The 26,372-nt window shown below is 61.7% G+C and carries 19 protein-coding genes and 1 tRNA gene; 16 read left to right on the top strand and 4 right to left on the bottom strand.

Features of this window, described 5'->3' with window-relative positions; translation table 11 throughout:
* Positions 1-13 precede the first annotated feature (13 nt).
* Entirely contained in the window at positions 14-1,087 is a 1,074-nt protein-coding gene (locus BLV41_RS10110) for a TIGR01906 family membrane protein (protein ID WP_244516839.1), read from the top strand.
* 120 nt (positions 1,088-1,207) lie between these two features.
* Here BLV41_RS10110 and BLV41_RS10105 read toward each other — a convergent pair whose 3' ends face one another.
* Complete coding sequence (locus tag BLV41_RS10105) at positions 1,208-2,920, bottom strand: dolichyl-phosphate-mannose--protein mannosyltransferase (protein ID WP_425284270.1); 1,713 nt, start codon at positions 2,918-2,920, stop codon at positions 1,208-1,210.
* Positions 2,921-3,044: 124 nt separating this feature from the next.
* Here BLV41_RS10105 and rsmI point away from each other — a divergent pair, with 124 nt between their 5' ends.
* Both rsmI and BLV41_RS10095 read left to right on the top strand, forming a co-directional pair.
* Complete coding sequence (gene rsmI / locus BLV41_RS10100) at positions 3,045-3,914, top strand: 16S rRNA (cytidine(1402)-2'-O)-methyltransferase (protein WP_044574398.1); 870 nt, start codon at positions 3,045-3,047, stop codon at positions 3,912-3,914.
* 292 nt (positions 3,915-4,206) lie between these two features.
* Complete coding sequence (locus BLV41_RS10095) at positions 4,207-5,703, top strand: NAD-dependent succinate-semialdehyde dehydrogenase (RefSeq protein ID WP_044574201.1); 1,497 nt, start codon at positions 4,207-4,209, stop codon at positions 5,701-5,703.
* Between the two features lie 193 nt (positions 5,704-5,896).
* On the opposite strand, the gene BLV41_RS10090 is transcribed toward BLV41_RS10095, so the two are convergent.
* Genes BLV41_RS10090 through BLV41_RS10080 form a run of 3 tightly spaced genes read right to left on the bottom strand, consistent with a single transcriptional unit; the run spans position 5,897 to position 10,719 of the window.
* Positions 5,897-8,242: a transglutaminase TgpA family protein gene (locus BLV41_RS10090; protein WP_074711552.1), complete on the bottom strand. Its 2,346-nt coding sequence runs from the start codon at positions 8,240-8,242 to the stop codon at positions 5,897-5,899.
* On the bottom strand, positions 8,239-9,582 hold the full coding sequence (locus tag BLV41_RS10085; protein WP_074711551.1) for a DUF58 domain-containing protein: 1,344 nt from the start codon (positions 9,580-9,582) through the stop codon (positions 8,239-8,241). The genes BLV41_RS10090 and BLV41_RS10085 overlap by 4 nt, the downstream gene beginning before the upstream one ends.
* A gap of 9 nt (positions 9,583-9,591) precedes the next feature.
* The gene (locus BLV41_RS10080) at positions 9,592-10,719 is read right to left on the bottom strand and encodes an AAA family ATPase (protein ID WP_170835453.1); all 1,128 of its coding nucleotides are present in this window, start codon (positions 10,717-10,719) and stop codon (positions 9,592-9,594) included.
* A gap of 155 nt (positions 10,720-10,874) precedes the next feature.
* On the opposite strand from BLV41_RS10080, the gene BLV41_RS10075 reads away from it, so the two are divergent.
* The 13 genes from BLV41_RS10075 (at position 10,875) to BLV41_RS10015 (ending at position 26,335) form a co-directional block, all read left to right on the top strand.
* The gene (locus BLV41_RS10075) at positions 10,875-11,768 is read left to right on the top strand and encodes a TatD family hydrolase (RefSeq protein WP_074711550.1); all 894 of its coding nucleotides are present in this window, start codon (positions 10,875-10,877) and stop codon (positions 11,766-11,768) included.
* 259 nt (positions 11,769-12,027) lie between these two features.
* On the top strand, positions 12,028-13,191 hold the full coding sequence (locus BLV41_RS10070; protein ID WP_074711549.1) for a resuscitation-promoting factor: 1,164 nt from the start codon (positions 12,028-12,030) through the stop codon (positions 13,189-13,191).
* Between the two features lie 97 nt (positions 13,192-13,288).
* Positions 13,289-14,167: a 16S rRNA (adenine(1518)-N(6)/adenine(1519)-N(6))-dimethyltransferase RsmA gene (rsmA, locus tag BLV41_RS10065; protein ID WP_044574194.1), complete on the top strand. Its 879-nt coding sequence runs from the start codon at positions 13,289-13,291 to the stop codon at positions 14,165-14,167.
* A gap of 3 nt (positions 14,168-14,170) precedes the next feature.
* On the top strand, positions 14,171-15,193 hold the full coding sequence (locus BLV41_RS10060; RefSeq protein WP_074711548.1) for a 4-(cytidine 5'-diphospho)-2-C-methyl-D-erythritol kinase: 1,023 nt from the start codon (positions 14,171-14,173) through the stop codon (positions 15,191-15,193).
* A 44-nt stretch (positions 15,194-15,237) separates the two neighbouring features.
* A complete protein-coding gene (locus tag BLV41_RS10055) occupies positions 15,238-17,016 on the top strand; it encodes an ABC-F family ATP-binding cassette domain-containing protein (RefSeq protein ID WP_044574187.1) in 1,779 nt (592 codons plus the stop codon).
* Between the two features lie 263 nt (positions 17,017-17,279).
* Positions 17,280-18,116, top strand: a complete 837-nt coding sequence (locus BLV41_RS10050; RefSeq protein WP_074711547.1) for a hypothetical protein — start codon at positions 17,280-17,282, stop codon at positions 18,114-18,116.
* A gap of 123 nt (positions 18,117-18,239) precedes the next feature.
* Positions 18,240-18,314: transfer RNA gene (locus BLV41_RS10045), tRNA-Gln, on the top strand.
* 101 nt (positions 18,315-18,415) lie between these two features.
* A complete protein-coding gene (glmU, locus tag BLV41_RS10040; RefSeq protein ID WP_425284269.1) occupies positions 18,416-19,876 on the top strand; it encodes a bifunctional UDP-N-acetylglucosamine diphosphorylase/glucosamine-1-phosphate N-acetyltransferase GlmU in 1,461 nt (486 codons plus the stop codon).
* Between the two features lie 38 nt (positions 19,877-19,914).
* The gene (locus BLV41_RS10035) at positions 19,915-20,895 is read left to right on the top strand and encodes a ribose-phosphate diphosphokinase (protein ID WP_044574181.1); all 981 of its coding nucleotides are present in this window, start codon (positions 19,915-19,917) and stop codon (positions 20,893-20,895) included.
* A gap of 307 nt (positions 20,896-21,202) precedes the next feature.
* On the top strand, positions 21,203-22,039 hold the full coding sequence (locus BLV41_RS10030; RefSeq protein WP_074711546.1) for a type IV toxin-antitoxin system AbiEi family antitoxin domain-containing protein: 837 nt from the start codon (positions 21,203-21,205) through the stop codon (positions 22,037-22,039).
* Positions 22,040-22,335: 296 nt separating this feature from the next.
* The gene (locus tag BLV41_RS10025; RefSeq protein ID WP_044574175.1) at positions 22,336-22,899 is read left to right on the top strand and encodes a 50S ribosomal protein L25/general stress protein Ctc; all 564 of its coding nucleotides are present in this window, start codon (positions 22,336-22,338) and stop codon (positions 22,897-22,899) included.
* 12 nt (positions 22,900-22,911) lie between these two features.
* Positions 22,912-23,484 carry an aminoacyl-tRNA hydrolase gene (gene pth / locus BLV41_RS10020; RefSeq protein ID WP_044574172.1) on the top strand — a complete coding sequence of 191 codons (573 nt, stop codon included), beginning with the start codon at positions 22,912-22,914 and terminating at the stop codon, positions 23,482-23,484.
* A 208-nt stretch (positions 23,485-23,692) separates the two neighbouring features.
* Positions 23,693-26,335: a LuxR C-terminal-related transcriptional regulator gene (locus BLV41_RS10015; RefSeq protein WP_074711545.1), complete on the top strand. Its 2,643-nt coding sequence runs from the start codon at positions 23,693-23,695 to the stop codon at positions 26,333-26,335.
* The last annotated feature ends 37 nt before the right edge of the window (positions 26,336-26,372 follow it).

Genomic DNA, 26,372 nt, shown 5'->3' with positions numbered 1-26,372 from the left:
TATCGTTCGACTTGTGAGTGAGAATTCAAAGCCCCAGGACTCAGCCAAGGACGCTGCGCAGGATGCCCCTACCCGGGACATCCCCGTGGCTGCACCCATCACACAGGCGCAGAAGGCAGCCCGCCGTTTGTCAGGCGCTCCCTCATCTGATCACGCCGCGAAAATCAAGCTTGAGGATCACCTCGACCCCGAGCCTATGCGCCCTGCTGCCCGGATGCCTGCCGTTCCCAGCGACGATGAGATTGCGGCCGCGTTGTCCAAGAGCGTCGAGGACGCAAAAACAGGTCCAAGCGAAGACACGCACACCAGCATGATCACCATGCGTCCTCCGGCCGAGGAGGTCGCCAGGCGTCAGGCGGCCATGGAAAAAGCCGCCAACACCAAGCCCGTGCTGACGCGTGTTTTCCAGGTGCTCATTGCGGTGTTCTACCCGATCGTGCTGCTGGTGCTGGCCATCCGCCTGGTCACCTCATCCTTTTTCCTCTGGGTTGAGTACCACCGCCCCGGATTCCCCGCCGATTCCTTCGGGTTCACCACCGATGACCGCATGACTTACGGCTCCTACACGGTGGACTACCTTTTGAACCTGGCTCAATCCCGCTATTTGGGGGACCTGGTGGATAAGTTCGGCGACCCCCTCTTCCTGGCTGGCGAAGTAAGCCACATGGCCGACGTTAAAACCGTGATTGTCATGGCGTTCATGGCAGGTCTTGCACTGGCTGTCGTCATGATCATCGGCATGATGTACCTGGCTCGCCGCAGTTTCGGCGGGATTCGCCGGGCCTTGTTCGCCGGATCCATCGCCACACTGGCACTCATCATCGCCATCGGCGTCTTCGCAGCTACCGGCTGGGAACGCTTCTTCACCGACTTCCACGAGATCTTCTTCACCGACGGCACCTGGACGTTCTACACGGACGACACCCTCATCCGGCTCTTCCCCAGCCAGTTCTGGACCGATTCCGGCATCTTCATCGGCGCCTTCGTACTGGTGGTTGCTTCCCTGACCCTCGCGTTCACCTGGCCCACCAAGGACCGCCGCAAGGCCACCTTGGCTGCGCAGCGGCCGGGCCGCAGAGCGGCTTAGAAGCTCTTAAAGTAGTACGACGGCGGCCGGGTTGGCCGCCGTCGTACTTCTTTAAAACTGGTCGGGCCCACACCGCTAGGGTTCCCTGGCCGAGGCACGAGGTGAGGGCGGCGGTGGGGACTAGATCCAGCTGGGGAGCCACATATGTTGGCGCCAGTAATCTTGCGTGATCATCTCCGCGGCCCAGATGGGGTAGAAGAATGCGCTCAGGGCCACGACCAGGACCAGGAAGATTCCCACCACGGCGGCTCCTTGTTGGCGGCGCCACGGTGGATCGCCGATCTTGCCCATGACCATGCCCAGCACCATCACCAGGGCCAGAATCATGAACGGTTCGTAAGCGATGGCGTAGAAGAAGAAGATGGTGCGCGTCGGGTAAAACAGCCACGGCAGGAAGCCCGCCGCGAAGGCTGCCAGGATTGCGCCGGCACGCCAGTCGCGCTTGGCAATCCACACACCAATCAGGAACAAGATGGCTAGCGAGCCGCCCCACCAGATCAGGGGATTGCCAAGGCTCGTGACGGCCGCGGTGCACTTGTCCACGGTGCAGCCGCCGTCGCCGTTCTCGAAGTTTTTGACAAAAAATGAGGTGGGGCGGCCCATGACAAACCACGACCACGCGTTGGCCTTGTAGGGGTGATCGGAGCCGAGGCCGGTGTGGAAGTTGTACGCCGTGGAGTGGTAATGCCAGAGCGAACGCAGCGAATCCGGGACCCAGCCCCACGGGCCCGCGGGGTTGGTGGCGGCCCAATTTCGGTCGTACGCGTCCTTGGAGAGGAACCAGCCCGTCCACGTGGACAAGTAGGTGACGGCGGCAACCGGGACCATGCTGAAGAACGCCAGGATTCCGTCCTTCCAGACGGCGCCCAGCACCCAGAACCTGATGCCTGCAATACGGCGGGCGTTCAGGTCCCAGATGACGCTCATCAGACCAAAAACGGCCAGGAAGAACAGGCCCGACCATTTGGTGCCGATGCACAACCCCAGCGTCACGCCCGCGGCAAGGCGCCACCAGCGGATCCCCAGCCACGGCCCGTACAACAACGCTTTCGCCGGGACCCGACCATCCGCCCCGGCGAGGGAAGACAGCTTTGCCGCGAGCCGGCGTCGTCCGTCATCACGGTCCATGATGATGGCGCCAAAGCTCAGCAGGGCGAAGAACATCACAAAAATGTCCAGCAGCGAGGTCCGTGACTGGACGATTGCGTGACCGTCGACGGCGAAAAGCAGGCCAGCCACGGCTCCCAGAAGGGTCGAGCGGAACATCTTTTGGGCAATGAGGGCCAGGATGAAAATGGAGAGTGTGCCCACAAGTGCGGCCGTGAAGCGCCAGCCGAAGGTGCTGTCGGAGCCGAAGATCCACATGCCAAACGCAATCATCCACTTACCCACGGGCGGATGGACAACGTATTCGGCGGTGCTTTCGAGGCTCGTGAAAATGCCCTGGTTGAAGAGGTCGTTGGCCTTCTCAGCCCAATTGCGTTCGTAGCCGCTCTGCAGGTAGCTGTACGCGTCCTTGACGTAATAGGTCTCGTCAAAAACCAGGGAGTTGGGCTGGCCCAACCTGACAAATCTGAGCAGGCCGCCAATGAGCGCCGTCAGCGTCGGGGCAAGCCAAAACCAGAGGCGCAGACCAGGCGGCGTGAATTGTGTGCCCAACAATCTGTCCCGGAGGGCATTCTTCGTGAACGCCTTGGCAGGGTCTTTGACCCAACGCTGGGCTGGTTCGGTGCTGGCCCGGGACAAGTGAGTGCCGTGAGCGGGCTCGTCGAGATCGTCTCGGTCCGTGGCCGCTGCAGCGGTATCCATAACGTGGGGTTGCACGGTGTCCATGCTACCCAAATGGGACTCTGTTGCCGCGGCCAACTACGCTGGAGTCATGGAAGATGACTTTGGCCAAGAAAACAACAGCACAACAGACGGATCGGTTGACGGTCTAGAAGTGGCCGAAGGACCCATGGATTCAAGCCTGGCTCCCACCAGCAAACCGGGTGAGGGCTACATTATTTTGGCGGCAACACCCATCGGCAACACGGGCGATGCCTCATCGCGCCTCATTGCCTGGCTTGGCGCAGCGGACATTGTGGCCGCGGAGGACACCCGCCGTTTGCACCGCCTCGTCACCAACCTCGGCGTGAAGGTTGGCGGCCAGATCATCAGCTACCACGAGCACAACGAGGCCGTGAAGACCGCGGAGCTACTCACACAGGTACAGACCGGCAAGACCCTGCTGATGGTGACCGACGCTGGCATGCCCTCGGTATCCGACCCCGGCTTCCGCCTGGTGGCCGCAGCCGTTGAAGCCGGTGTGAAGGTGACCGCGGCGCCCGGGCCGTCGGCCGTGCTGACCGCGCTGGCCTTGTCCGGCCTGCCAACTGACCGGTTCTGCTTTGAAGGATTCCTGCCCCGCAAATCGGGGGAGCGCGCCTCGCGGTTGCACGAACTGTCGGTTGAAAAGCGCACCATGGTGTTCTTCGAGGCCCCGCACCGGCTCGAGGCCATGTTGCGCGCCCTGCACACCGCATTCGGCCCGGCCCGTCCCGCCGCCGTCTGCCGCGAACTCACCAAGACGTATGAAGAGGTGGTTCGCAAGCCGTTGTCCGGTCTGCTGGAGTGGGCCGAGACCACCCAGATCCGTGGCGAGATTGCCATTGTTGTTGGCGGCGCACCGGACTCCGATCAGGGCACAATCGAGGACCACGTGGCCGCCGTCAAGGAGCTCATGGAGCAGGGCATGCGGATGAAGGAAGCCGTGGCCGTGGTGGCGCACGATGTCCACGTCAGCAAGCGTGAACTCTACAGCGCGGTGTTGGCCGCCCGGGCTTAGCGCTTCTTGCGTTGACCCGTCAGATAATGTCGCTTAGACCGTTCTAAGCGACGTTATCCGCCCGGTCACCGTCCGGCCTTGGGCTCTAAGGCGGCCTCGCCGCGCTCCGTCCGCCGTCGACCTTCCCCGTGTTGTACAAATGCACAGCGAAATCGTCGCTGGCAGTGCGTGCATGCGTAGACACTGTTGTTCGCTGAGAACTACCGTGAACGTAATGCACAACACGCCGCCGCATCTCCCTGCTCAGGAACATCGCTGAGCCCGGGCTGCGGCACAAGACGAAGGAGTCACCATGACCGCGACAGTTGCCACCGAGCTTTCCGGGCGCGAAAGCGCATTGCTGGCCAGTGTTCCCACCGGGTTGCTCATCAATGGTGAGTGGCGCAGCGCCGCCTCCGGCAAGACCTTCAAGGTTGAGGATCCTTCCACCGGAGAAGTGCTTCTGGAAATTGCCGACGCCGGTGCGCAAGATGGTGCCGCGGCCCTCGATGCCGCCGTGGCCGCCCAGGATGAATGGGCCGCAACAGCTCCGCGCGTACGTGCCGAGATTCTGCGCCGTGCCTTTGATCTGGTCATGGCCCGCGCTGACGACTTCGCACTCCTCATGACCCTGGAAATGGGCAAACCGCTCGCGGAGGCCATGGGCGAGGTCAAGTATGGTGCTGAGTTCCTGCGCTGGTTTTCCGAGGAAACGTCACGCTCCTTTGGCCGTTACTCTTCCAACCCCGAGGGTACCCAGCAGATCCTGGTTCAGAAGAAGCCGGTTGGCCCGTGCCTGCTGATCACGCCGTGGAACTTCCCGCTCGCCATGGCCACCCGTAAGATCGCCCCCGCGATTGCGGCCGGCTGCACCATGGTCCTGAAGCCGGCAAACCTGACGCCGCTCACCAGCCACCTCTTCGCCCAGATCCTGATCGAAGCGGGTCTGCCTGCTGGCGTGCTGAACGTTGTCTCCACCACCAACGCCGGGGGAGTGACCGGACCGCTGATCCAGGACAGCCGCCTGCGCAAGCTCTCCTTCACCGGTTCCACCCCCGTGGGCAAGCGCCTGCTGGCAGATGCTTCCGCGAACGTTCTTCGGACGTCCATGGAGCTGGGCGGCAACGCGCCGTTCCTGGTTTTCGAGGACGCTGATCTGGATGCCGCAGTCGAGGGCGCCATGGCCGCCAAGCTGCGCAACATGGGCGAGGCCTGCACGGCAGCCAACCGTTTCCTGGTGCACGAATCCGTGGCTGAGGAATTCGCCACCAAGTTCGCCGCCAGGATGGGTGGCATGACCACAGGCCGCGGCACCGATCCGGAAACCACTGTTGGTCCCTTGATCGATGCCAAGAGCCGCGACAAGGTCCACTCCCTGGTCACCGACGCTCTGGCTGATGGCGCAACCGCGATTGCTGGTGGCGCACCTGTTGACGGACCCGGCTACTTCTACCAGCCCACCGTGCTGACAGGTGTTGAGCCCGGTGCCCGGATCCTGACCGAGGAAATCTTCGGCCCCGTAGCTCCCATCGTCACGTTCAAGAACGAGGACGAGGCCGTAGCTCTGGCCAACGACACCGAATATGGTCTGGTGGCCTACGTGTTCACCAAGGACCACAACCGCGGCATGCGCATGGCCAACCGCATCGAAACCGGCATGATGGGCTTGAACGCGGGAGTCATCTCCAACGCGGCGGCTCCGTTCGGCGGTGTCAAGCAGTCCGGCCTCGGCCGCGAAGGCAGCATCGAAGGCATCGCGGAATACCAGTACACCCAGTACATCGGCATGGCGAACCCCAACAACGCCTAACCCCCTCTAGACGCGGCATCACTTAACGTCGGTTTTTCGGCAACGCCGCATCACGTCCGGGGCTTTATCCCATTACGCTCCCCCACTATGCCCAGCACAGTGAGGGAGCGTAATGGTTTTAACGACGTTAAGTGATGCGGCGTCGGGGGTTAAACGACGTTAAGTGATGCCGCGTCCCAGGGGGGGGTGAGGGTTAGGGGCGGTGGAGGAGCGACGCCGGAGCTAGCGTTGCCCGAATTCGGCCCCCGGGTGTGGCGCGGGAATGCAGACGGGCGGACAGGTCCTCTACCGCATCGGCGAGATCGTCACGGCCGGCTGAAGGCGCAGCCGCCGGTCCAAAGGCCAACGCCTCGTAAGCGTGGAGCACCAATTCCAGTCCAGGCCGTGGCGACGAGCCCAGGAACTCGGCAATACGCTCAGCTTGCAGGGCAGGCGTCAGCGCTGGGTCAATGGGGCAGCCGTGGTCGGCCGCAGCGGCGAGCAGCTCCCGCCACGCGAGAACCTCCGGTGTTCCGCTGCCGCTGCGCACCTGCGCCAGGCGCCGGCGTCGGACATACACGCGGGCAAGTGCCGGGATGGCCAGCACCAGCAGGACCAACACAATGGCTCCGGTGGTTTTGAGCCAGGGGCCCGAGCCGGGGCCGGCATCATTCGCACCATCGACGCCGGCCGTGGCGCTTGCCGTGGCCGAGACGGCACCCGATGCGGTAGGCACGTCTACGGGGGCGTCGGTGGCTCCCGCCGTGGGATCGGCCGAGGTCTCTTCCTGCGCATACTCGGGAATGAATCCGCGGGACGGGGTGGGCTCGAACGGCACCCAGCCCAGACCCTCGAAGTAAATCTCGGGCCAGGCATGGGCGTCCCGGCCCGTGGCCTCGTAGCCGCGCAATGGTTGGCCGTCCAGCTCACCAACTTGGGTGGTTCGCGTTCCTGGGGCATACCCCACGGCAATGCGCGAGGCCAGGCCCACCTCCCGCGCCATGACCGCCATGGCAGCCGAGAAGTGCACGCAATAGCCGCTCTTTTCCGTCAGGAACGCCTCCAACACGGCCATCCCCGACCCGTCGTAGCCCTCTGCGGCAGGCGTATTCAAGTTGTAACTAAAAGCCGAAGATCGCAGGTAGTCCTGAATGGCCAGCGCCTTGGCAAACGCATTCGTTTCGCCGCCGACAACTTCCAACGCCGTATCCTTCACGAGCGCCGGAACATCCGCGGGCAGGGCACTAAAGACGGGGTCCACGCCCGCGGCATCGCCGGAAGCCGCAGTCAGGGTTGCCTGAGAGAGCACCGGCATTTGGCTGCGAACAAGATAAGACTGGTCCTGCGTGGAGGTGTACTGGCCCCTGATGGTTTGCGTTGACGGATTCCAGCGCCACTGACCCGTGAGATTTTCAACGTTCGTGGCCGAGAGCGGAGCCGGGAGCCATTCGCTGCTCAGCGCCTCAATCGTGACTTCGGTCAGCGTTTGTGTGGTGGGCACGGTGGGCGCAGGACCCGCCGCCGGGGCAAGATCGGACGTGCCAGGCTGCAACGAGGCCGGCTGGCTCGAGGGCTGCCACGACTTCCCCGTGAAATTTTCCAGCGTGGTCAGGCGCAGATATTGCGGGCCCTCGGTATTGCTCAGATATGTCAGATTGACCTGGCTCGACTGCGAACGCAAGTCATCACCGAGCGAGATCATGGGGTCCAGCCCCGCGCCCGTGCCCGACTTGTCCAGCCGCGATCCCTGCGGGAACGACCCTTCCGTAAACCCAGGGATCACCGCCGGGATGAGAGCCATTAAAAGTACGACGGCGGCACCCAAGGCTGCTGCGCGGGAGAGGGTTCCGCTCGAGAAACGAACACCCGTGGACCGGGGTTTTCCATCGGGTGCATACCAACGGCAACAGCCCAGAACCAGCAGGAATCCCGCACCTGCGCCGATGAATCCCACGGTGCCGATGCCGGTTGTTGTCGTCAGTGCGGGCGGCAACATGACCAGCAGAATCCCCAACGAGCTGGCTGCCGGCATGGCCACTGTGATGGCCACCGTGTCAATCAAGAGGGCTACGAATCCCAGCCCGGCGCAGAACAAGAAGAACATGGGCACGGCCGACGGGACAGGGGTATTGCTGGTCATGATTAATGTGGAGGCCTCCGAGGCCATCTCCAGCGCAGCCCGCACCGTCCCAGCTGTGGGAATGAAGCCCAAAAGCGAAGTGGTGGGAAAGAAGACCAACGTCAGGCTCATGAACCAGCCGGCCAGGGCACCCAGCGGGGCGTAAGGATCCAGGGCCGGGTATCGCCGCATCACGGCAGGCAACAAAAGTGTCCCGGCTACCACCACGGCACCGCGTGGCCACCACCCGAAATCTGAAAACACGCCACCGAGGCCAAGTGAGGCCCCCATGACGGCACCAAACACGGCCACGGCCAGAACCCACGGGGCGGGTCCGGTCCGTGGGTTCGCGAAAATCCCCCTGGCCGGTCCATGCCCACCGCTTGGATCGGCGTCGTGCTCACTAGGGTGCCCACCGTGCGTGGGAAGGGTGGTGGTCATCCCTGCCACCTGGTGAGTGCGGCCGGCTGGTCCAGGTTCAGCCAAGCCTGCTCCAGATGCATGGCAGGTGTGAGCGCTGTGGCCCGCCATCCGGCGCGGCGGAGGACCTCCAGGGCCGGTTCTGACTGGATGGGATCCTGGCACAGGATCAGGGCAAACGCGCTCTGGGTGGATTCGGCCATGTCCGCCAGCAGAAGCGCCTCGGCCTCGCTGAGAAGTCCGGTGACGGCTACGAGTGGGCCCCGGCGCCTGCCCTCGTGAAGTTTGTGTGCCAGACCGTTGGCAAAGGGCGTCTGCGGCGTGGGCGTCGATTCGTTGAGTTCCAGGGCGGCAAGTGCTGCGGCAACGTCAAAAACGCCTTGGCTGCCGCTGTACTCCTCGGCGCCCGGATCTTGTGCGGACTCGGAGGAGGCGAACCCCGGCAGGCCGCTGTGGTCCAGGACGCGGAGCAAATAGCCACGCTCCAACAAGTGCGTGGCAATGGAGGCGGCGGCAACGATGGCTGTTTCAAAAGCGACAGTGGTCCGCAGTTCTGGGAGTCCCACCATGCTGTGACCGGCAATCTGGAAACGCTCCATCGCCTTGCTGCTCTCACCAAAGGCCGTCGCCCGGCGGTCTATCACCAGAGCGGCTTCGGGCGTGGTGACAGATTCCTCGGCCCGGACCATGAGCTTGCCCTGTCTCGCCGTGACGGGCCAGTGGACACGGCGCAGCGGGTCACCGTAACGGTACTCGCGGGTCATGGCGTCGTCGTGGCTGGCATGCGCAAGCTCCGGTGTGCTGTGCGAACCGTCCTGACCCCTGCCATCGGTGAGCGAAATTGACGGCAGCTCCACGGCGGCAGGCGCAATGGCGAGGCGGCCGCCGTCGTCCAGTCCGCGTTGCACGGCAGTGATATCGAAGGGGTCGGAGAACTGGCCTCGAAGCGGACCAATGGTGAAGACTCCGCGATGGCCGGGGTGCAAGGAATAGTGGTAGCGGCTGAGCAGGCCGCGCGGCACCACGGGGTGGGGGTGGGTGAACGTGGGGACGTCGCGGAAGCTGACCGGCAACTCCTCCACCAACTTGATGCGCCCGCCGCCGGGAGTTCGGCCATGCACATCCAGGGTGACCGAAACCGGCGACCCCACGCGACCCAGTACCGGTGTCACTGTGCGCTTGACCGTGAAACCTGGCTTGATCAGGTAGACGGCCGCGGAGGCGACCGCCGGAAGGGCGCAGCAAAATACGGCAATCGTTAGCAGGTCACGGCGGCCCAGAACAAGGGCCAGCAGAAGGGCCAGCGCTCCCACGGCCAGTAGAATCCAGCCTCGCGGGCGGAAAAGTCGTAGGAACACCATGCCCGGCCCCTACCTGGAGTCCTTCACGGATTGGGGCACCGAGGTGATGGGAGCAACCGCGCCCGGCACCGGGACGGTGGCCAACATATCTTCGATCACGGAATCCGCCGTAATGCCTTGGCTGGCCGCGCTGCGCTCAACCAGCAAGCGGTGTGCCAGCACCGGGTGGGCCAGATTGCGAATATCGTCCGGGAGGACAAAGCCACGCCCTGCAAGCGCCGCCGCAGCCTTGCTGGCCCGCAACAGTTGGAGCAGGGCACGCGGGCTGGCCCCCAACCGCAGGTGCGGATTGTTCCGGGTGGCCTGACCCAGCGCCACGGTGTAGGACCGCACCGCGGGGGAGACATGAACACCGGCGACGGTTTCAATCATGGCCGCCACCTGATCGTCAGTGGCTACGGGCCGAACAGAGTCCAAGGGGCTCACCGATTGGTGGGTTTCCAGCATGGCGAGCTCGGCCGATGTGTCCGGATAACCCATGGAGATTCGCGCCATGAAACGGTCCCGCTGAGCCTCCGGAAGTGGGTAGGTGCCTTCCATCTCAATGGGGTTCTGGGTGGCAATCACCATGAACGGTTCGCTGAGGTTGTACGTGGTGCCGTCAACGCTGACCTGGTGCTCGGCCATGGACTCCAAGAGCGCCGATTGGGTCTTGGCGGAGGCCCTGTTGATCTCATCGCCAATGACAATGTTGGCGAAGATGGCGCCGGGGCGGAACTCAAAGGATTGTGAGGACTGGTTGTAGATGGAGACGCCGGTGATATCGCTGGGAAGGAGGTCGGGGGTGAACTGGATTCGATTGACAGTGCAATCAACGGTCTTGGCCAGTGTCTTCGCCAGCAGCGTCTTTCCAACGCCGGGAACGTCCTCCAGCAGCAGATGCCCGCCGGCCAACAGGACGGTCAGAGCCAGCCGGACAGAGTCTTCCTTGCCGTCAATGACGGTGTTCATGACGCTCATGATCTGGCCACTGAGTTGGGAAAAAGCCTCTGTGTCCATGGGCAAGATCCCCTTTGTGGCTACCGGCGTGGCAGTGTTCGTTTGGTCAGAGGGTTCGGCCTGGGCTGAGCGTGGACGCCGCTGTGGCGTTTGGTGTGCCGCAGCGTTGGCTGCCAGCAAAGTCTCCTGAGGGCGCATGCCCCACCTTCCCAATAAGTGTCCGGCGCACGGACCACCAGATATTGTGACCTACGCTACTAGCTTCCCACTATTTTCTCAGCACCGGGACCTGCCATCTGGCGAACTCGGACCACGTGGCAGCGGCCCGGTCTTGGCCGGTAAAGTAAATATTCATGAGCACCGAAGAAGTTCCCCGCCCGTACCGCCCCGAAATGCTTAAGAACGACGGCGAAACTCGTCGCGGCGACTTCGCCCCGGCCCCGGTGGCACTTCCTCTCCCGGTGTATGACAATCACACACACTTTGACTTTGGGGACGACCCCATTGACCTGCACGCCGCCCTCGACGCAGCAGAATCCGTGGGGATTGCGGGGGCCGTCCAGGTGGGTTGCGACCTGCCTTCGTCACGATTCACCGTGGCAGCGGTGGATGCCGATCCCCGCCTGCTGGGAGCCGTTGCGATCCACCCCAATGACGCTCCAGAATTGGCCGATGCCGGCGAGCTCGACGCAGCGCTCGCAGAAATTGATGCCATGGCGGCGCATCCTCGGATCCGGGCCATCGGTGAGACCGGACTGGACTACTTCAGGACCGGAGAGGGCGGGGTCGCCGCCCAGCACCACTCGTTCCGGGAACACCTGGATATTGCCAAACGCCGGAACCTTGCGCTGCAGATTCACTGCCGTGATGCCCACATTGATGTGCTGAAGATTTTGGCCGAGGTTGGCGCACCGTCGCGGCTGGTATTCCACTGCTTCTCTGGGGACGCCGAACTGGCCCAGATTTGTAACGAGAACGGCTGGTACATGTCCTTCTCCGGCACTGTGACGTTTAAAAACGCGCACGACTTGCGTGAGGCACTCAGCGTTGCCGATCCGGCGCTCATCCTGGCCGAGACGGACGCGCCCTACCTGACGCCGCATCCGTTCCGCGGCCGCCCCAACGCCAGCTACATGCTGCCGTATACGGTGCAAAGCATGGGGCAATTCTTGAATCGCGACCTCGAAGAATTCTGCCAACTTTTGCGCACCAACACCGAGGCCGTTTACGGATCCTGGGCCAGCTAGCGGTGTAGGAATGATCACTTTTTCGTGATCAAACCTTGTCCATTAGGTCACGATTAGGTTACGCTGGGGAACTATTAGCCGTGGTCGGGGAAGACCAACGGATTAAATGCTGGTCAATCCACCGTTCAAATAGGATTCACCACAACCGTTCGCAGGAACTTTTCTAGCTAGAACTGTGCCCAATTATTTGCGGCTCATTTCATGCCTGAAATGCTCCCTACTTCTCCGTGCCCGGGTGCTCTAGTAGTTATGAGAACTCGTGTCTTCGATCTTTACCGCAAATGGCAAACTGAGCTATTTGAAGCTTGCCTGCCAAGCCGCCATCCTTCTGGCCCTCGTTGTTGGAGTCATGGCGTTCGTTACGGCCAACAAAACCTACACGCTGGTGTTGGATGGCCAAGCAAGCTCAGTTCAAGCCCACGGCGGATCCGTGGCCGATGTGCTCAAGGTAGCTGACGTATCCGTCAGCGGAGCAGACCACATCACCCCGGCCCTGGATACTCAGGTGGATGACGGTGCAACGATCACCGTCAACACGGCCAAGGACATTACGGTAAGACTCGATGGTGCCGAGCAAAAAGTCACCACCACCTCCACGAAGATCAGCGGCTTGATCAGCCAATTGGGCATCGCCGCCAACGCTAAGATCTCCGAACCTGCAGATACCCTTCTGGCAAGCTCCAGTGACATCAGCATCATCACTCCCAAGAAGGTCACCATCGTTGCCGACGGCAAGAAGACCGTCACCACCACCACGGCCCAGGATGTCTCCGACGTTCTCGCCGAAACCGGTGTCACGCTGGCTAAGACCGACCGCGTTTCCGCTCCCGGTGTAGCCAACGTTGTGGAGAACATGGTCATCAAGGTGACCCGTGTGGACACCTCAGGCACTGCCACCGAAACGGCGGACGTTCCGTTCGAGACCGTGGAGAGCGTTGACGCAGCGCTGTTCAAGGATGAGAAGAAGACCGTGACGGCCGGTGTTGCCGGCTCCGAAGAGAAGACCTTCAGCACTGTTACGGTTGACGGCGTGGTTGTCAGCCGCACCGAAACCGGTTCCAAGGTTGTTGTGAAGCCTGTCGCCGCCAAGATCAGTGTTGGCAGCAAGGAACGCCCCAAGCCTGAAGAAAAGAAGGCCGAGGCCGCTGGCGCCAACACCGGTGCCGCCGCTCCCGCCATGTCCAATGAGGCCATGTGGGATGCCATCGCTCAGTGTGAGTCCACGGGCAACTGGGCCATCAACTCGGGCAACGGCTACTACGGCGGCCTCCAGTTCGACATTGGCACCTGGATGGGCGCCGGCGGTGGTGCGTATGCACCCAATGCCAGCCTTGCCACGAAGGCCCAGCAGATCGATATTGCCAACAAGGTCTACGCAACTCGCGGGTTGTCACCTTGGGGTTGCGGCCACGTAGTCGGCTAATCCAGCACCTCGAATTGCAAGAGCACAGCACGCACTCCCTTGATAGCTTCGGCACAGTCAGGGGGGTGCTTGCGTTAATAGCAGATACCATTGATCCGTGACCTCCCCCGATCCCAGCCCCACAACCCAGCCACTGCTAGGTGCCACCGAAATCCGCCGACTCGCGGAAGAAATCGGTGTGCGCCCCACAAAAACACTGGGACAAAACTTTGTTATTGACGGCAACACGATCCGGCGCATCGTGGCCGCGGCCAACGTTGACCCCGGTGAAACGGTGCTGGAGGTTGGCCCGGGCCTTGGCTCGTTGACCCTGGGTCTGCTCGACGCCGCCGCCCGCGTGGTTGCCGTGGAGATCGATCCCGTGCTGGCCGCGAAGCTGCCCTCCACGATTGCCGCGTTCCGCCCCGCCTTGGCTGGCAACCTCGACGTCGTTCTTTCCGACGCGATGAGGGTCACCGAACTGCCTGCCGAGCCCACAGCGCTGGTGGCCAACCTGCCGTACAACGTGGCCGTGCCCGTGGTGCTGCACCTGCTAGAACATTTCCCTTCGCTCAAGCACGGCCTCGTGATGGTTCAAGACGAGGTGGCCGACCGCATGGTGGCCGGGCCCGGATCCAAGACGTATGGCGTGCCATCGGTCAAGGGCGCCTGGTACTCCAAGATGCGCAAGGCCGGGGTTATCGGCATGAACGTTTTCTGGCCGGCTCCAAAGATTTCCTCGGGACTGGTTGGCTTTACACGGCACGAGCCGCCCGTGACCAGGGCATCACGCGAGGAAGTGTTTGCCGTCATCGACGCCGCGTTCGCGCAACGCCGCAAAACCCTCCGGGCGGCCCTGGCCGGCTGGGCCGGTGGCGCTGCCGAAGCTGAAAAGTACCTGCGCATAGCCGGTGTTGACCCCAGTGCGCGCGGTGAGGTCATTGACGTGGCAGCCTACGCCCGCATCGCCGAAGCCAAGCTCCCCTTCACGGCGTAGCCCATGGACTCATCGAAGAAGGCCGGGACACGGCGAGGCGCCACAGGATCGGTGGACCCTTTTCCAGGGGACCCGGCCTGGGCGCCGGAACCGCGCCGCGTCAAGGTCCGTGCGCCGGGCAAGATCAACGCCTTCTTCAGGGTCGGCCCGTTGCGGGAGGACGGCTACCACGGTGTGGCCAGCACCTACCTGGCCGTCTCGCTGTACGAAGAGGTGGCCGTCACCTCCAAGCCCGGCACTCCGGCAACTGATATCACTGTGAGCGTCAGCCCCGAGAGCTCACTCGACGCCGAGCTGCTGGCTGGCATTCCGCTCGATTCCAGCAACCTTGCCGTGAAGGCTGCGCTCTTGGTGGCAGATATTTCCGAGAACCCCTGCGGCGTGCATATTGAGATCACCAAACACGTGCCGATCGCCGGTGGCATGGGCGGTGGATCCGCAGATGCCGCCGCCGCGCTGGTGGCCTGCGACGCGCTGTGGCACACGGGCTTGTCCCGTGAGGAGCTGTCCCAACTGGGTTCCGAGCTGGGCGCCGACGTGCCGTTCGCGCTCTTGGGGGGTGCCGCCGTCGGACTTGGCGTAGGTGACCAACTCACGGCAGCCCTGGCACCCACGCCGCTGCACTGGGTCCTGGTCCCGGCAGACTTTGGACTCTCGACGCCGGTTGTCTACGGCACGCTGGATAAGCTTCGGGCGAGTGCCGGTGCAGAGGTTGCAGAGCCCGGACAGGTTGAGGCTGGCGTCCTGGTAGCGTTGCGGGCCGGGGACGCGCAGGCGTTGGCGCCGTGGCTGCACAACGATTTGCAGGCGGCCGCGGTGTCACTCGCGCCGTCGCTGGCTGACGTTTTGACCCAGGGGGAGGGCGCTGGCGCGCTGGCCTCGCTGGTGTCCGGGTCCGGTCCCACCGTGGCGTTTTTGGCTACGGATGCTGACCATGCCGAGGATTTGGCGGCGGCCCTGATTGCTCACGGGCACGAGGCCTGGGCTGTTGAAGGCCCCGTCCACGGCGCCGCAATCATCCCCTAATTTTTTCATTCTCTTGTTAATTCTTGTAAGGAAAGTGGTACCACGTGGCTCATTTGCTTGGCGGCGAAAATCTTAGCGTTGCCTTCGCCACCCGAACCGTCCTTGACGGCATCAGCGTCGGCCTCGAAGAAGGCGACCGCATCGGCATTGTAGGGCGCAACGGCGATGGCAAGTCCACGCTGATGCGCCTGCTCGCCGGTCGGCAGACTGCCGATTCCGGCCGCGTCACCGTGCGTGGCGGCGTCCAGGTCAGTTACCTGGACCAGACCGACGTGCTCGATGGCGACGACACCGTTGGCTTCGCGATCGTAGGTGAGGCGGCCGATCACGAATGGGCGTCCAACCCCAAGATTCGCGAAATCATGGGCGCACTGGTGGGCGAGGTCGATTGGCACGCCAACATCCACTCGCTCTCGGGTGGCCAGAAGCGCCGCGTGGCCCTGGCCAAGCTGCTCATTGGCGATGACGATGTCATCATGCTCGATGAGCCCACCAACCACCTAGACGTTGAGGGCGTGGCCTGGCTGGCCAAGCACCTCAAGCAGCGCTGGCGTGCCAATGAAGGCGCCTTCGTTGTGGTCACCCACGATCGCTGGTTCCTGGATGAAGTGTGCACCCGCACGTGGGAAGTCCACGACGGCATCATTGACCCGTTCGACGGCGGTTACGCCGCCTATGTGCTGGCCCGCGCCGAGCGTGACCGGTCTGCGTCAGTGATGGAGTCCAAGCGGGTCCAGCTGGTCAAGAAGGAACTGGCCTGGTTGCGCCGCGGCGCCCCCGCACGTACGGCCAAGCCGAAGTTCCGCATCGAGGCCGCCAACGACTTGATCGCCGATGTTCCTGAACTTCGCGACACCGTTGCGCTGTCCAAGATGGCCACGGCCCGTCTGGGCAAGGACGTCATTGATCTTGAGGACGTCTCCCTCACTTACGGGGAGAAGGAAATCTTCGACAAGATCACGTTGCGCCTGGCTCCGGGGGAGCGCCTGGGCCTGGTCGGCGTCAATGGTGCGGGCAAGACCACCTTGCTGCGCCTGCTCAACGGTGAGGTCGCGCCGTCGTCCGGCAAGGTCAAGACCGGCTCAACCGTGAAGACCGCCGTGCTGACCCAGGAAGTCAAGGAGCTCGATGATGTGCTGAACATGCGCGTCATCGAGGTCATTGAGCGGGAGAAGCGCTCCTTCGAGGTGGGCGGCAAGGACATGACGGCCGGGCAGCTCGTGGAGCAGCTCGGTTTCACCAAGGACAAGCAGTGGACCATGGTCAAGGACCTCTCCGGTGGTGAGCGCCGCCGTCTGCAGCTGTTGCGCCTGCTGGTGGGCGAGCCCAACGTGCTCATGCTCGATGAGCCCACCAATGACCTCGACACCGACACCCTGGCCGCCGTGGAGGACGTGCTCGATGGCTGGCCCGGCACCCTGGTTGTGGTCTCGCACGATAGGTACCTGCTGGAGCGCGTCACCGATCACCAGATGGCGTTGCTGGGCGATGGCCAGCTGCGCGGACTGCCCGGCGGCGTTGATCAGTACCTGGAACTGCGCGAGAACGCCGGACTGGCACCCAACAGCTCTGCTGCTGCACCCGTTGCCGTCCAGTCCGGGCCCACCGAGGCCGAGAAGCGCGACGCCCGCAAGGTCCTGAACCGCTTGGAGCGCCAGCTGTCCAAGAACTCTGCGGCCGACGCCAAGGTACACGCGCAAATGGCCGAGAACGTGGGCAACTACGACGTCCTGGGTGAACTGCAGGCCAAGCTGGCCAAGCTCGCCGCCGAACGCCAGGGCATGGAGCTCGAATGGCTCGAGGCCTCCGTAGTCCTCGAGTAGGCTTCCGGCCCGCCGCTGATCTCTAAACTCATACGCACCACTCGCGGCCACTTCGGCGTCTAGTTACCTGGACGCTGAAGTGGAGACGAGTGGTGCGTATGCGTTAACGCGCCCTCGCGTAGACGCACCACTGGGAACAAGTGGTGCGTATGTGTGCGGGCGCCGTGCCGTGGATTCCCCCACAGGCGGCCCTGACATCTGCCTTATCCCCAAGTACGACGCCGGGGCTGTCGCCACCGATTCTTTTGGCTCACGGTTGACTCATGAACGAGAAAAGGGATCAGAAGAACCAGGTTCTGCTGAGGGTCATGATGGCCGGCGGTGGTGTTGCAAAGCGTAAGGACCTTGTGGCTGCTGGAGTCACCAGTTGGGACCTTCACCAAGCCCAGTCTCAGGAATTGATCAGGCGCCTGCCAGGGGGATGCTTCGCATTGCCGGACGCCAATCCTGTTGACATCAATCTTGCCCTCCACCAGGCCAGACGCACGTGCCTGAGCAAGGTGGCCGATCTCGGATTATGGCTGCTGGAGGAACCGCAGCAAATTCATGCTGCTGCAGCACACGGGAACAAGATTCCTGGATGTGTGGTGCACCGGGTTAGCGGCGGTCAAACCCTCGTTGCCATCTTGCGCCAGTGTGTGCGGTGCGGAACGCAATTGGAAGCACTCGTTGTTCTGGAATCGGCCGTCGTCAAGAACAAATGCACCATCTCAAGGTTGCGCCGTGAGTTCACCCGGCGCCAAGACACCGAGGGCAGGGCCGTAGTGGAAATGATTGATCCGCAATCCATGTCCATCGCCGAAACTTGCGGGCGTTATCACCTCCGCCAAGCTGGCTACAACGTGCAGGGGCAGGCCTACATCAAGGATGCCGGACACCTGGACCTGCTGGTCGATGGAGTGTTGGGCCTGGAGATCGACGGCAAGAAATATCACAACGATCCACAAAGCTGGGCGGAAGATCTGCGGCGGGACACAATGTACGTCATCAATGGTGTCTGGAGATTGCGGCTTCCCGCTGCCGTGGTGCTATACCAGCCGGGCATCATGTTGCGTTGGGTGGAGCAAGCTCTAACCATGATCGATTCGAAGATGAAATAGTGTGAGCTTCGCCACCGGGGCGGAAGTATTCGGCGCCACCTGTGAGTCTCAAGTCGCGAAATATGCCCTCGCCGTGGCACACTATATTCTCGTGAGCTTCCGGCAAGAGCGGGAAGTGCATGGTCCGCCCTGGTGTAATGGCAGCACCCCAGCCTTTGGAGCTGTGGAGTATAGGTTCGAATCCTATGGGCGGAACCACCTTCGACAAATATGTCAAGCCGCCCGACCGGGTACCATGGAGATGTTTCCCGTTGCGTACGTTTGAAAACGGACTTTGGTCCGGGCAGGAGCGCCACTTAGTGAGCCCCCAAGAAATCACCACCGACAACCCCGCTGCAATCATCGTTTTGGCTGCCGGCGCAGGCACTCGGATGAAGTCACGCACACCGAAAATCCTGCACACCATTGGTGGTATCTCCATGGTGGGCCACGCTCTTGCGGCGGCCAAGGGTTTGAAGCCGGCCAAGCTTGCAGTGGTTGTCCGCCACGAGCGCGATCTGGTTGCAGCGCACATCAGCGGCCTCGATGACAGTGCACACATTGTGGACCAGGACGAAATTCCCGGCACCGGACGCGCAGTCCAGCAGGCATTGGACGCCCTGGACGCACAGGAATCCGTCACCGGTACCGTTGTTGTTACCTATGGCGATGTCCCGCTGCTCACCACCGAACTCCTGTCCGAGCTTGTGGGAACCCACAACACTGACGAAAATGCCGTGACGGTCCTGACCGCCGTGCTTGACGACGCCACCGGCTACGGACGCATCATGCGCCATGAAGATGGCACCGTGCTGGGCATCAAGGAACACAAGGACGCCACGGACGCCGAGCGAAAAATCCGTGAGATCAACTCCGGCATCTATGCCTTCGACGCCGCGGTTCTCCGCACAGCACTGCTCAGCGTCACCACGGACAACAACCAGGGCGAGATGTACCTGACCGATGTTCTGGCCTTGGCCAGAGCCGACGGCGGCCGCGTCGCCGCAGTCTCCACGACCGACCGCTGGCAGGTTGAAGGCGCCAACGATCGCGTGCAGCTCGCAGCCTTGGGCACCGAGCACAACCGCCGCATCGTTGAAGGCTGGATGCGCGCAGGAGTCAGCATTGTTGACCCCGCCACCACCTGGATCGATTCCACGGTGCGGCTCGCCGAGGACGTCACCATCCTGCCCGGCACCCAGCTGCACGGAAAAACCACTGTGGCGCGCGACGCCGTCGTTGGTCCCGATTCGACGCTGACGGACGTGCAGATCGCCGAGGGCGCTGAAGTCACGCGCACCCACGGCTCCGGCGCCATCATCGGCGAGGGAGCCCACGTTGGCCCCTTCACCTACCTGCGCCCCGGCACGGTTTTGGGCGCGGACGGCAAGATCGGTGCGTTCTACGAAACCAAGAACGTCACGATCGGGCGCAACTCCAAGCTCTCCCACCTCGGTTACGCCGGCGACGCAGAAATTGGTGAGGACACCAACATCGGCTGCGGCAACATCACGGCCAACTTCGACGGCGTGAACAAGCACCGCACCGTGATCGGCTCAGGCGTGCGCACGGGATCCAACACCGTGTTCGTCGCCCCCGTGACAGTTGGCGACGGTGCCTTCACCGGTGCAGGCGCAATTGTTCGCAAGGACGTGCCCGCCGGTGCATTGACGCTGACGGTTGCCCCGCAGCGCAACGCTGAAGGCTGGACTGTGGCGAACCGGCCTGGCAGCATCCCCGCGCAAGCGGCGGAATCCGCTGCCGGCAACGCCAGCAACTAAAACTTCTCACCTACCCCACCACCGCGAGAAAGAAAATCATGAGCGAACTAAGTCATAACGTCGACAGGAAACTGGTGTTGGCTTCGGGCCGAGCACACCCAGAGCTGGCCGAGGAAGTGGCGCGCTGCTTGAACACGGAACTGCTGCCGATGTCGGCCTACGATTTCGCCAACGGTGAGATCTACGTCCGCTCGGGGGAGAGCGTACGTGGCAAGGAAGTGTTCATCATCCAGGCGCACCCGGCACCGTTGAACAACTGGCTCATGGAACAGCTCATCATGGTGGACTCCATGAAGCGCGCCTCCGCCAGCGCCATCACGGTGGTTGCACCGTTCTACCCGTACTCACGTCAGGACAAGAAGGGCCGCGGCCGCGAGCCGATCTCGGCCCGCTTGGTTGCTGACCTGTACAAGACGGCCGGCGCGGACCGCATCATGAGCGTGGATCTGCACACCGCTCAGATTCAGGGCTTCTTCGATGGCCCCGTTGACCACCTGTTCGCCATCCCGCTTTTGGCAGACCACATCCGCACCATTGTGGGTGACGACGCCGTAACCGTGGTTTCGCCCGACACCGGCCGCGTGCGTGTGGCTGAGCAGTGGGCCGAGCGTTTGGGTGGCGCTCCGTTGGCATTCGTGCACAAGTCGCGTGACCTGACGGTGCCGAACCAGGCCGTTTCCAAGACCGTGGTGGGACAGGTCGAGGGACGCACCTGCGTACTTATCGATGACATGATCGACACCGGTGGAACCATCGCCGGAGCTGTTCGCGTTTTGAAGGACGCTGGCGCCAAGGACGTCATCATCGCCGCCACGCACGCCGTGTTCTCCGATCCTGCTGCTGAGCGTCTGGCCAACTGTGGCGCACGCGAGGTTGTTGTGACCAACACGCTGCCCATTCCGGAAGAGAAGCGCTTCCCCACGCTGACAGTGCTTTCGATTGCGCCTCTGCTGGCACGCGCCATCAAGGAAGTCTTCGAGGACGGCTCCGTAACGAGCCTGTTCGACGGCGACGCATAACCAATTCTGCAGCAACACCGACGGCCGCTTCCTTTTGGGGAGGCGGCCGTTTGTCCACCCTGACCGCCGCTGCCCGTCCCTTATGCGCCCGACTCCTGCTGAGTTCGGCGCATGGTCTACCGGGCGCCGAACTGGGCACGGACTCGGCGCATAAGAGAACCTTACCTACGGCATGCGGCGGATTCCGTTCACAGTCAGACGCATAAAGTAAGCCGTTGTTCCTCCACAGCGGCCACCCAATCCGGCCTATCCACAATCACGACGGCGGGGCTGTCGCGGCCGCCGTTCCGTGGACACGCTAGGGTGCATGACACTTTCAGAGGCAGTAAAGAACCGCTCTGTAGCGGATGAAGTTGCCTGGTACGGCAAGGTCGCGAGAAGGAAAGACCTGCTGTTGCGGGGATGCACTGCCTGGAGCCTGAAGCAGGCCGTGGGAGCCGGAACTATCAGCCAGATTTGCCGTGGCTACTATGCGCTGCCGGATGCTGATCCGTTGGATATACATTTAGCCCTGTATCAGGCACGGCGGACATGTTTCACGAAGGCCGAGCAGCTGGGGCTGTGGATCATTAAACCCCCACTTCTTCCGCACGTTGCCGCAGCACACGGCAGGCCGATTTCTGGTTGTGTGGTTCACAAAGTGAGCGGACCTCAGACCTTGATGGACATTCTGCGCCAATGCGTCAAATGTGGTTCCGAGGTGGATGGTCTGGCTGCCCTGGAATCTGCAGTGGTACTCAAGAAGTGCACTATCCCTGACCTTCGTGCAGAATTCGCCAAGCGCGAAGACACGGGTGCTAGAGCGATCATTGACATGATTGACCCGCAAGCCATGTCCATCGCAGAAACCGTGGCCAGATATCACCTGCGCACGGCCGGGCTCAACGTTCAGGGCCAGTTTTACGTCAAGGACGTTGGCCATTTAGACCTCTTGGTTGAAGGCGTTCTGGGTGTGGAAACAGACGGCGAGACGTACCACAACACAGAGAGCGGATGGGCTGAGGATCTGCGGCGCGACAACCTGTTGGTGATCAAAGGTTTGTGGTGCTTGCGCATTCCTGCGAAGGTGGTGCTGGGGAGTCCGGACATCATGCTTAAGTGGGTTCGCGAGGCGCTAGCGATGATCAGTTCTGCGCCACACTGAGTACCGAGTCCGGCGCATAAGCTCACTAAACTTCCGGCATGCTCCACACTGCAAGTGAGTTCAGCGCATGGTGCAGCCTGCGCACAACAGGGCATGGGTTCGGCGCATAGCAAAAGTCGGCAGCAATCGCGGCGAAGTGGACCCTGCAGCTCTGGTAAGCTGGATCAGTAAACCTTGGCGAGGGACACCGTAAAACGTGTCCGTGATCGACTGGGTCCCACAGCTCCTGAATCTTTGATGGATTGTGTTGACCTGTTTAGTCCACGCCCACCCAAAGAAATGAAGGAGCTTTTTTCATGTCTGATTTGAACCTCACCGGCGAAGTCCGCAACGAGTTCGGCAAGGGAGCTGCACGCCGCATCCGCCGCGCAGCTCAGATCCCCGCCGTTATCTACGGCCACGGTGTTGCCCCCTTGCACATTGTTCTCCCGGAGCGCGAGACGGTTCGCGCCATCCGCGCCTCCAACGCTCTGTTGACCGTAACGGTCGACGGCGTTGCTCACCTTGCCCTCGTCAAGGACGTCCAGAAGGACCCCGTACTTCAGATCGTTGAGCACATCGACCTGTTGACCGTTCAGAAGGGCGAGAAGGTCCTCGTTGACGTTCCCGTTCACCTCGTTGGCGATCCTGCTCCCTCGGTTGTTGTCAACCAGGAAGAAATGACCGTTAGCCTGTCCGCAGATGCAACCAACGTTCCGGTTCGCATCGATGTTGACATCACCGGCCGCACCGCCGGTCAGCACATCTACGCTTCGGACCTGGTTCTGCCGGCCGACGCTGAGCTGGGCAACGAAGACATCATGCTGATCGCTCACTTGGCTGAGCAGGCTGTTGAAGCTGAAGTAGCAGCTGCAGAGTAGTCTTCACCTCTTATGAGTGATACATGGCTTGTAGTCGGGCTCGGGAACACCGGGCCCGGCTACAGCCGTAACAGGCACAATATTGGTTACATGGTGGTTGAGGAATTAGCCTCCCGCCATGGGGCCACTTTCAAGACCCATAAAGCCAAGGCCCTGATAGCGACGCTTCGGCTGCCAGTTGGTGGGCACAAGCTTATTCTGGCCAAGCCTTCTGTTTTCATGAACCTCAGCGGAGGGCCGACGGCGGCACTCGCCAAGTTCTACAACCTCCAGCCAGAGAATGTGATCGCCGTCCATGACGAGATCGATATCCCATTTGACACAGTCAAGTTAAAACACGGTGGCGGCGAAGGCGGCCACAACGGGTTGCGGGACATCTCAAAAACGCTGGGCACCAAGGACTATTACCGCGTTCGCGCCGGAGTTGGACGCCCACCGGGCCGGGCCGATGCCGCCAGTCACGTTCTGCGTGACTTCTCCACAGCGGAAAACAAAAACTTACCCTTCTTGATCGACAACGCGGCCGACGCCGTGGAACTTCTTGTCACGGACGGGCTGATTGCTGCGCAGGACAAGTTCCACTAAGCCTCACATTGCTGTCTGCGTAGAGCCGCAACAACCCTCGCCTGCGCACATTACGCTGTTATAATCAGCCTTATTGCGACTTTGCATGTCCTTTCGGATAATGGTCGGGTGGACCGCACTCTAGGGAAATTGGCTTATGGCAAACGTCTGGGGTAATTTTTTACCTGCTCAAGGCGATCAGACTGAGCGTAATTCAAGCCGTCGAGCCATGGGTGCTGGCGACCGGCGGCGATGGTCCTCCTTTATCCGCCAAGATCTGGTGCAGGCTGCGACTGCAAAGCTGATTGATGGGGAAAACTACGGGCTGGTTCTACTCGGTTCCGGTGGCGTAGGGAAAACAACGCTTGCCAGGTCCGTGGAAAACGAAATTTCCGGCCACGTCCACGTCGTCAAGCTTTTCGGTTCCGCCACTGAAACGGCCGTGCCCTACGGCTTGTGGGGTGTGCAGCTGGCACGGTTGCACAGCCAGAATGAGAACACCCCGAATTCCATCATTCAGGGGATTGCTGACTTAATTCAGGCTGACGCCGACGGCCTCGACGTGGTCCTGGTGATCGATGACTTGCCGGGTGTTGACACCTTAAGTATGGGCGTACTTATGCACTTGATCTTTAGTGGCATCGTGAAGGTGCTGGTTCTGGCTCGATCCACCAATGATTTACCTGAAGACCTGATGTGGCTTCGCAAAGACGGCATGCTGTCTGAAATGTTGTTGGAAAACTTTAGCAAGGGCGAAGTGCGGACGCTGGTTACCAAAGCGCTCGGTGGATCCATTGCGGCGGCGGCGGTGGCAGCCCTGCATGAAAGCAGCGGCGGCAACCCGCTCGTTTTGCATACCTTGATCCATGAAGAGATGGGTAATGGGCACCTGGTCCAGCACAACGGAACATGGGTATTGAGCCGGGAAAGGTTAACCAGTCCATCGATCCTGCTAGCGGAATTGGTTGAGGCACGGCTTTCCAGGGAGACTGCAGAGGTTCGTCGCGGCGTTGCAATGATGTCCCTCATTCAGCGCGCCCCACTGTCAATGGTGATAGACGTTTTGGGAACCGACACTGTTGCCCAGATGGAAGAGCACAACTATCTAACCCTGAGCCGTCATGCAAGGCGTTACACCTCGCTTGCTGAACCGTTCATTGGCGAAACGGTGCGGGCCATGATGGGCATGGAAGAAAAAGCCCAGCTGTACAGGGAGATGATCGAAGCCGTCCCCATCGATCCAGAGAAGCTCTCCCGCCAAGAACTTTTGGCTTTCGCGGCATGGGCAGTTGACGCCGGCATGCCGGTGAAACCGGAGACATCGCTTTCTGCTGCCAAGGCTGCCCTGATGTACCTGGATCCGCGGTTGGCTTTGACGTTTGTTTCCGCGCTGCCGGAAAATACGTCATTGACAGTCTTCGGGGCAGTGTTGCGAAGCTCGGCCTATTCCATGTTGGCGGACTACCCCAGGGCTGTTGAAGAGCTGCAAGAAGTAAAAGAACTGGCGGAATCACTCGCGGACATAGATCACTTTGCCTATTGGGTGGCTGCCCTGGCCGGTGCCTTGGTGTGGGTTGAGGGTGGACTGGAAAAGGTGCCCGAGCTTCTCGAGGCTGCCATGGCGCACATTGATGAGATTGGCCAAGACCTGGATCAGCAAGATAGGGCAAACAAGGCCCTGAACTTTGCCTTGCTTGCCCACCAGGTGAACTGCGGGCTTTTTTCCGAAGCTGCACCCGGCCTCGAGGCAGGCTACTGGCAAATTGAGGATTCCCGTTACAGCCTGGCCTGCGGGAGTCTGCTGGTTCTGGTCTGGGCATTTACCGGCCGGGAACTTGATGCGATAAATTTGGCGCGAGAAATTGGCCAGCATCCCGATGGCAAGTATCAAGATCCTGGCCTGCTGGACCTCCAAATTCAAGGATTGCTCATTGCCCACACCTGGTCGGGGCAATGGAAACACGGTGTTGAGGTCTTGACTCAGATGCTCGCCACCATGGGCCGTTACTCCGAGCATCATGGCGGCCTCATCGAGTTGGGTCTTGGAATCAGTTATGCGTTCGCGGGCAAGGCAGCCGAGGCTTCAGAGATTCTCCTGGTGGCTGCGGCTCAACTGGAGATCCGGGATGTCTACAACTGCACCCACATTGCGTACTCGGCGTTGGCTTGGGCCTTTGCGGACGTTGGCAATGATGCCGAGGCAGCAAAGTACCTCGCCCTGGTTCACGGAGCCCACCCCAACACAACGTGGGTCAATCTGGCCATGGCAGAGTACTTCACCCTCATTGCGGAATACCGGATGGGTGACCCGAACGCAGCCGATGACTTGGTGGAGTCTGCGAAGGAGAATATAGCCGCTGGTCGTTACACCTTGGCCTCCGTAAGTCTGCTGGCTTCCACCGCCAATGGATGTGAAAGTGACTTGCGCCTTCTTGAAACGACCTCGGCAATGGGGCAAGGACCTCTGGCTGAAGTGTCCAATCTGCTGGCCCAGGCGTCTTTGGAGAAGGACGTTGACAAGGCGCTGCAGGCGGCGGCGGCAGCTGAAGACCTGGAGCTTGCTGCGATCAAATCAAGATGCGCCGAGCTAGCCCTTGAATTGGCGACCAAGGCAGGAGACCACCAACGTGTCGAGGAAGCCCAGGTATGGCTGAACGGGCTCCAGCCGGCGGGACCCGTTCAACTCGCCTTCAAGGAAACCGAGGGGTTCAAGCTAACTCAGCGCGAACTGCAAGTGGCAAGGCTGGCGGCCAAGGGCATGGGCAACCGGGCCATTGCGGATGTCATGCGAGTTTCAATCAGGACTATTGAAGGGCATCTTTACCAAGTTTTTGCCAAACTGGGTATAAACTCCCGGCATGACCTCGTCTAGTTCCAAGGGGGAACTACGGGGGGTGGCTGCTTCGGGA

This window comes from Arthrobacter alpinus (assembly GCF_900105965.1).
Lineage (GTDB): Bacteria > Actinomycetota > Actinomycetes > Actinomycetales > Micrococcaceae > Specibacter > Specibacter alpinus.
Note: the sequence above shows the minus strand (reverse complement) of the source record. Positions and strands in the feature narration are given on the sequence as shown.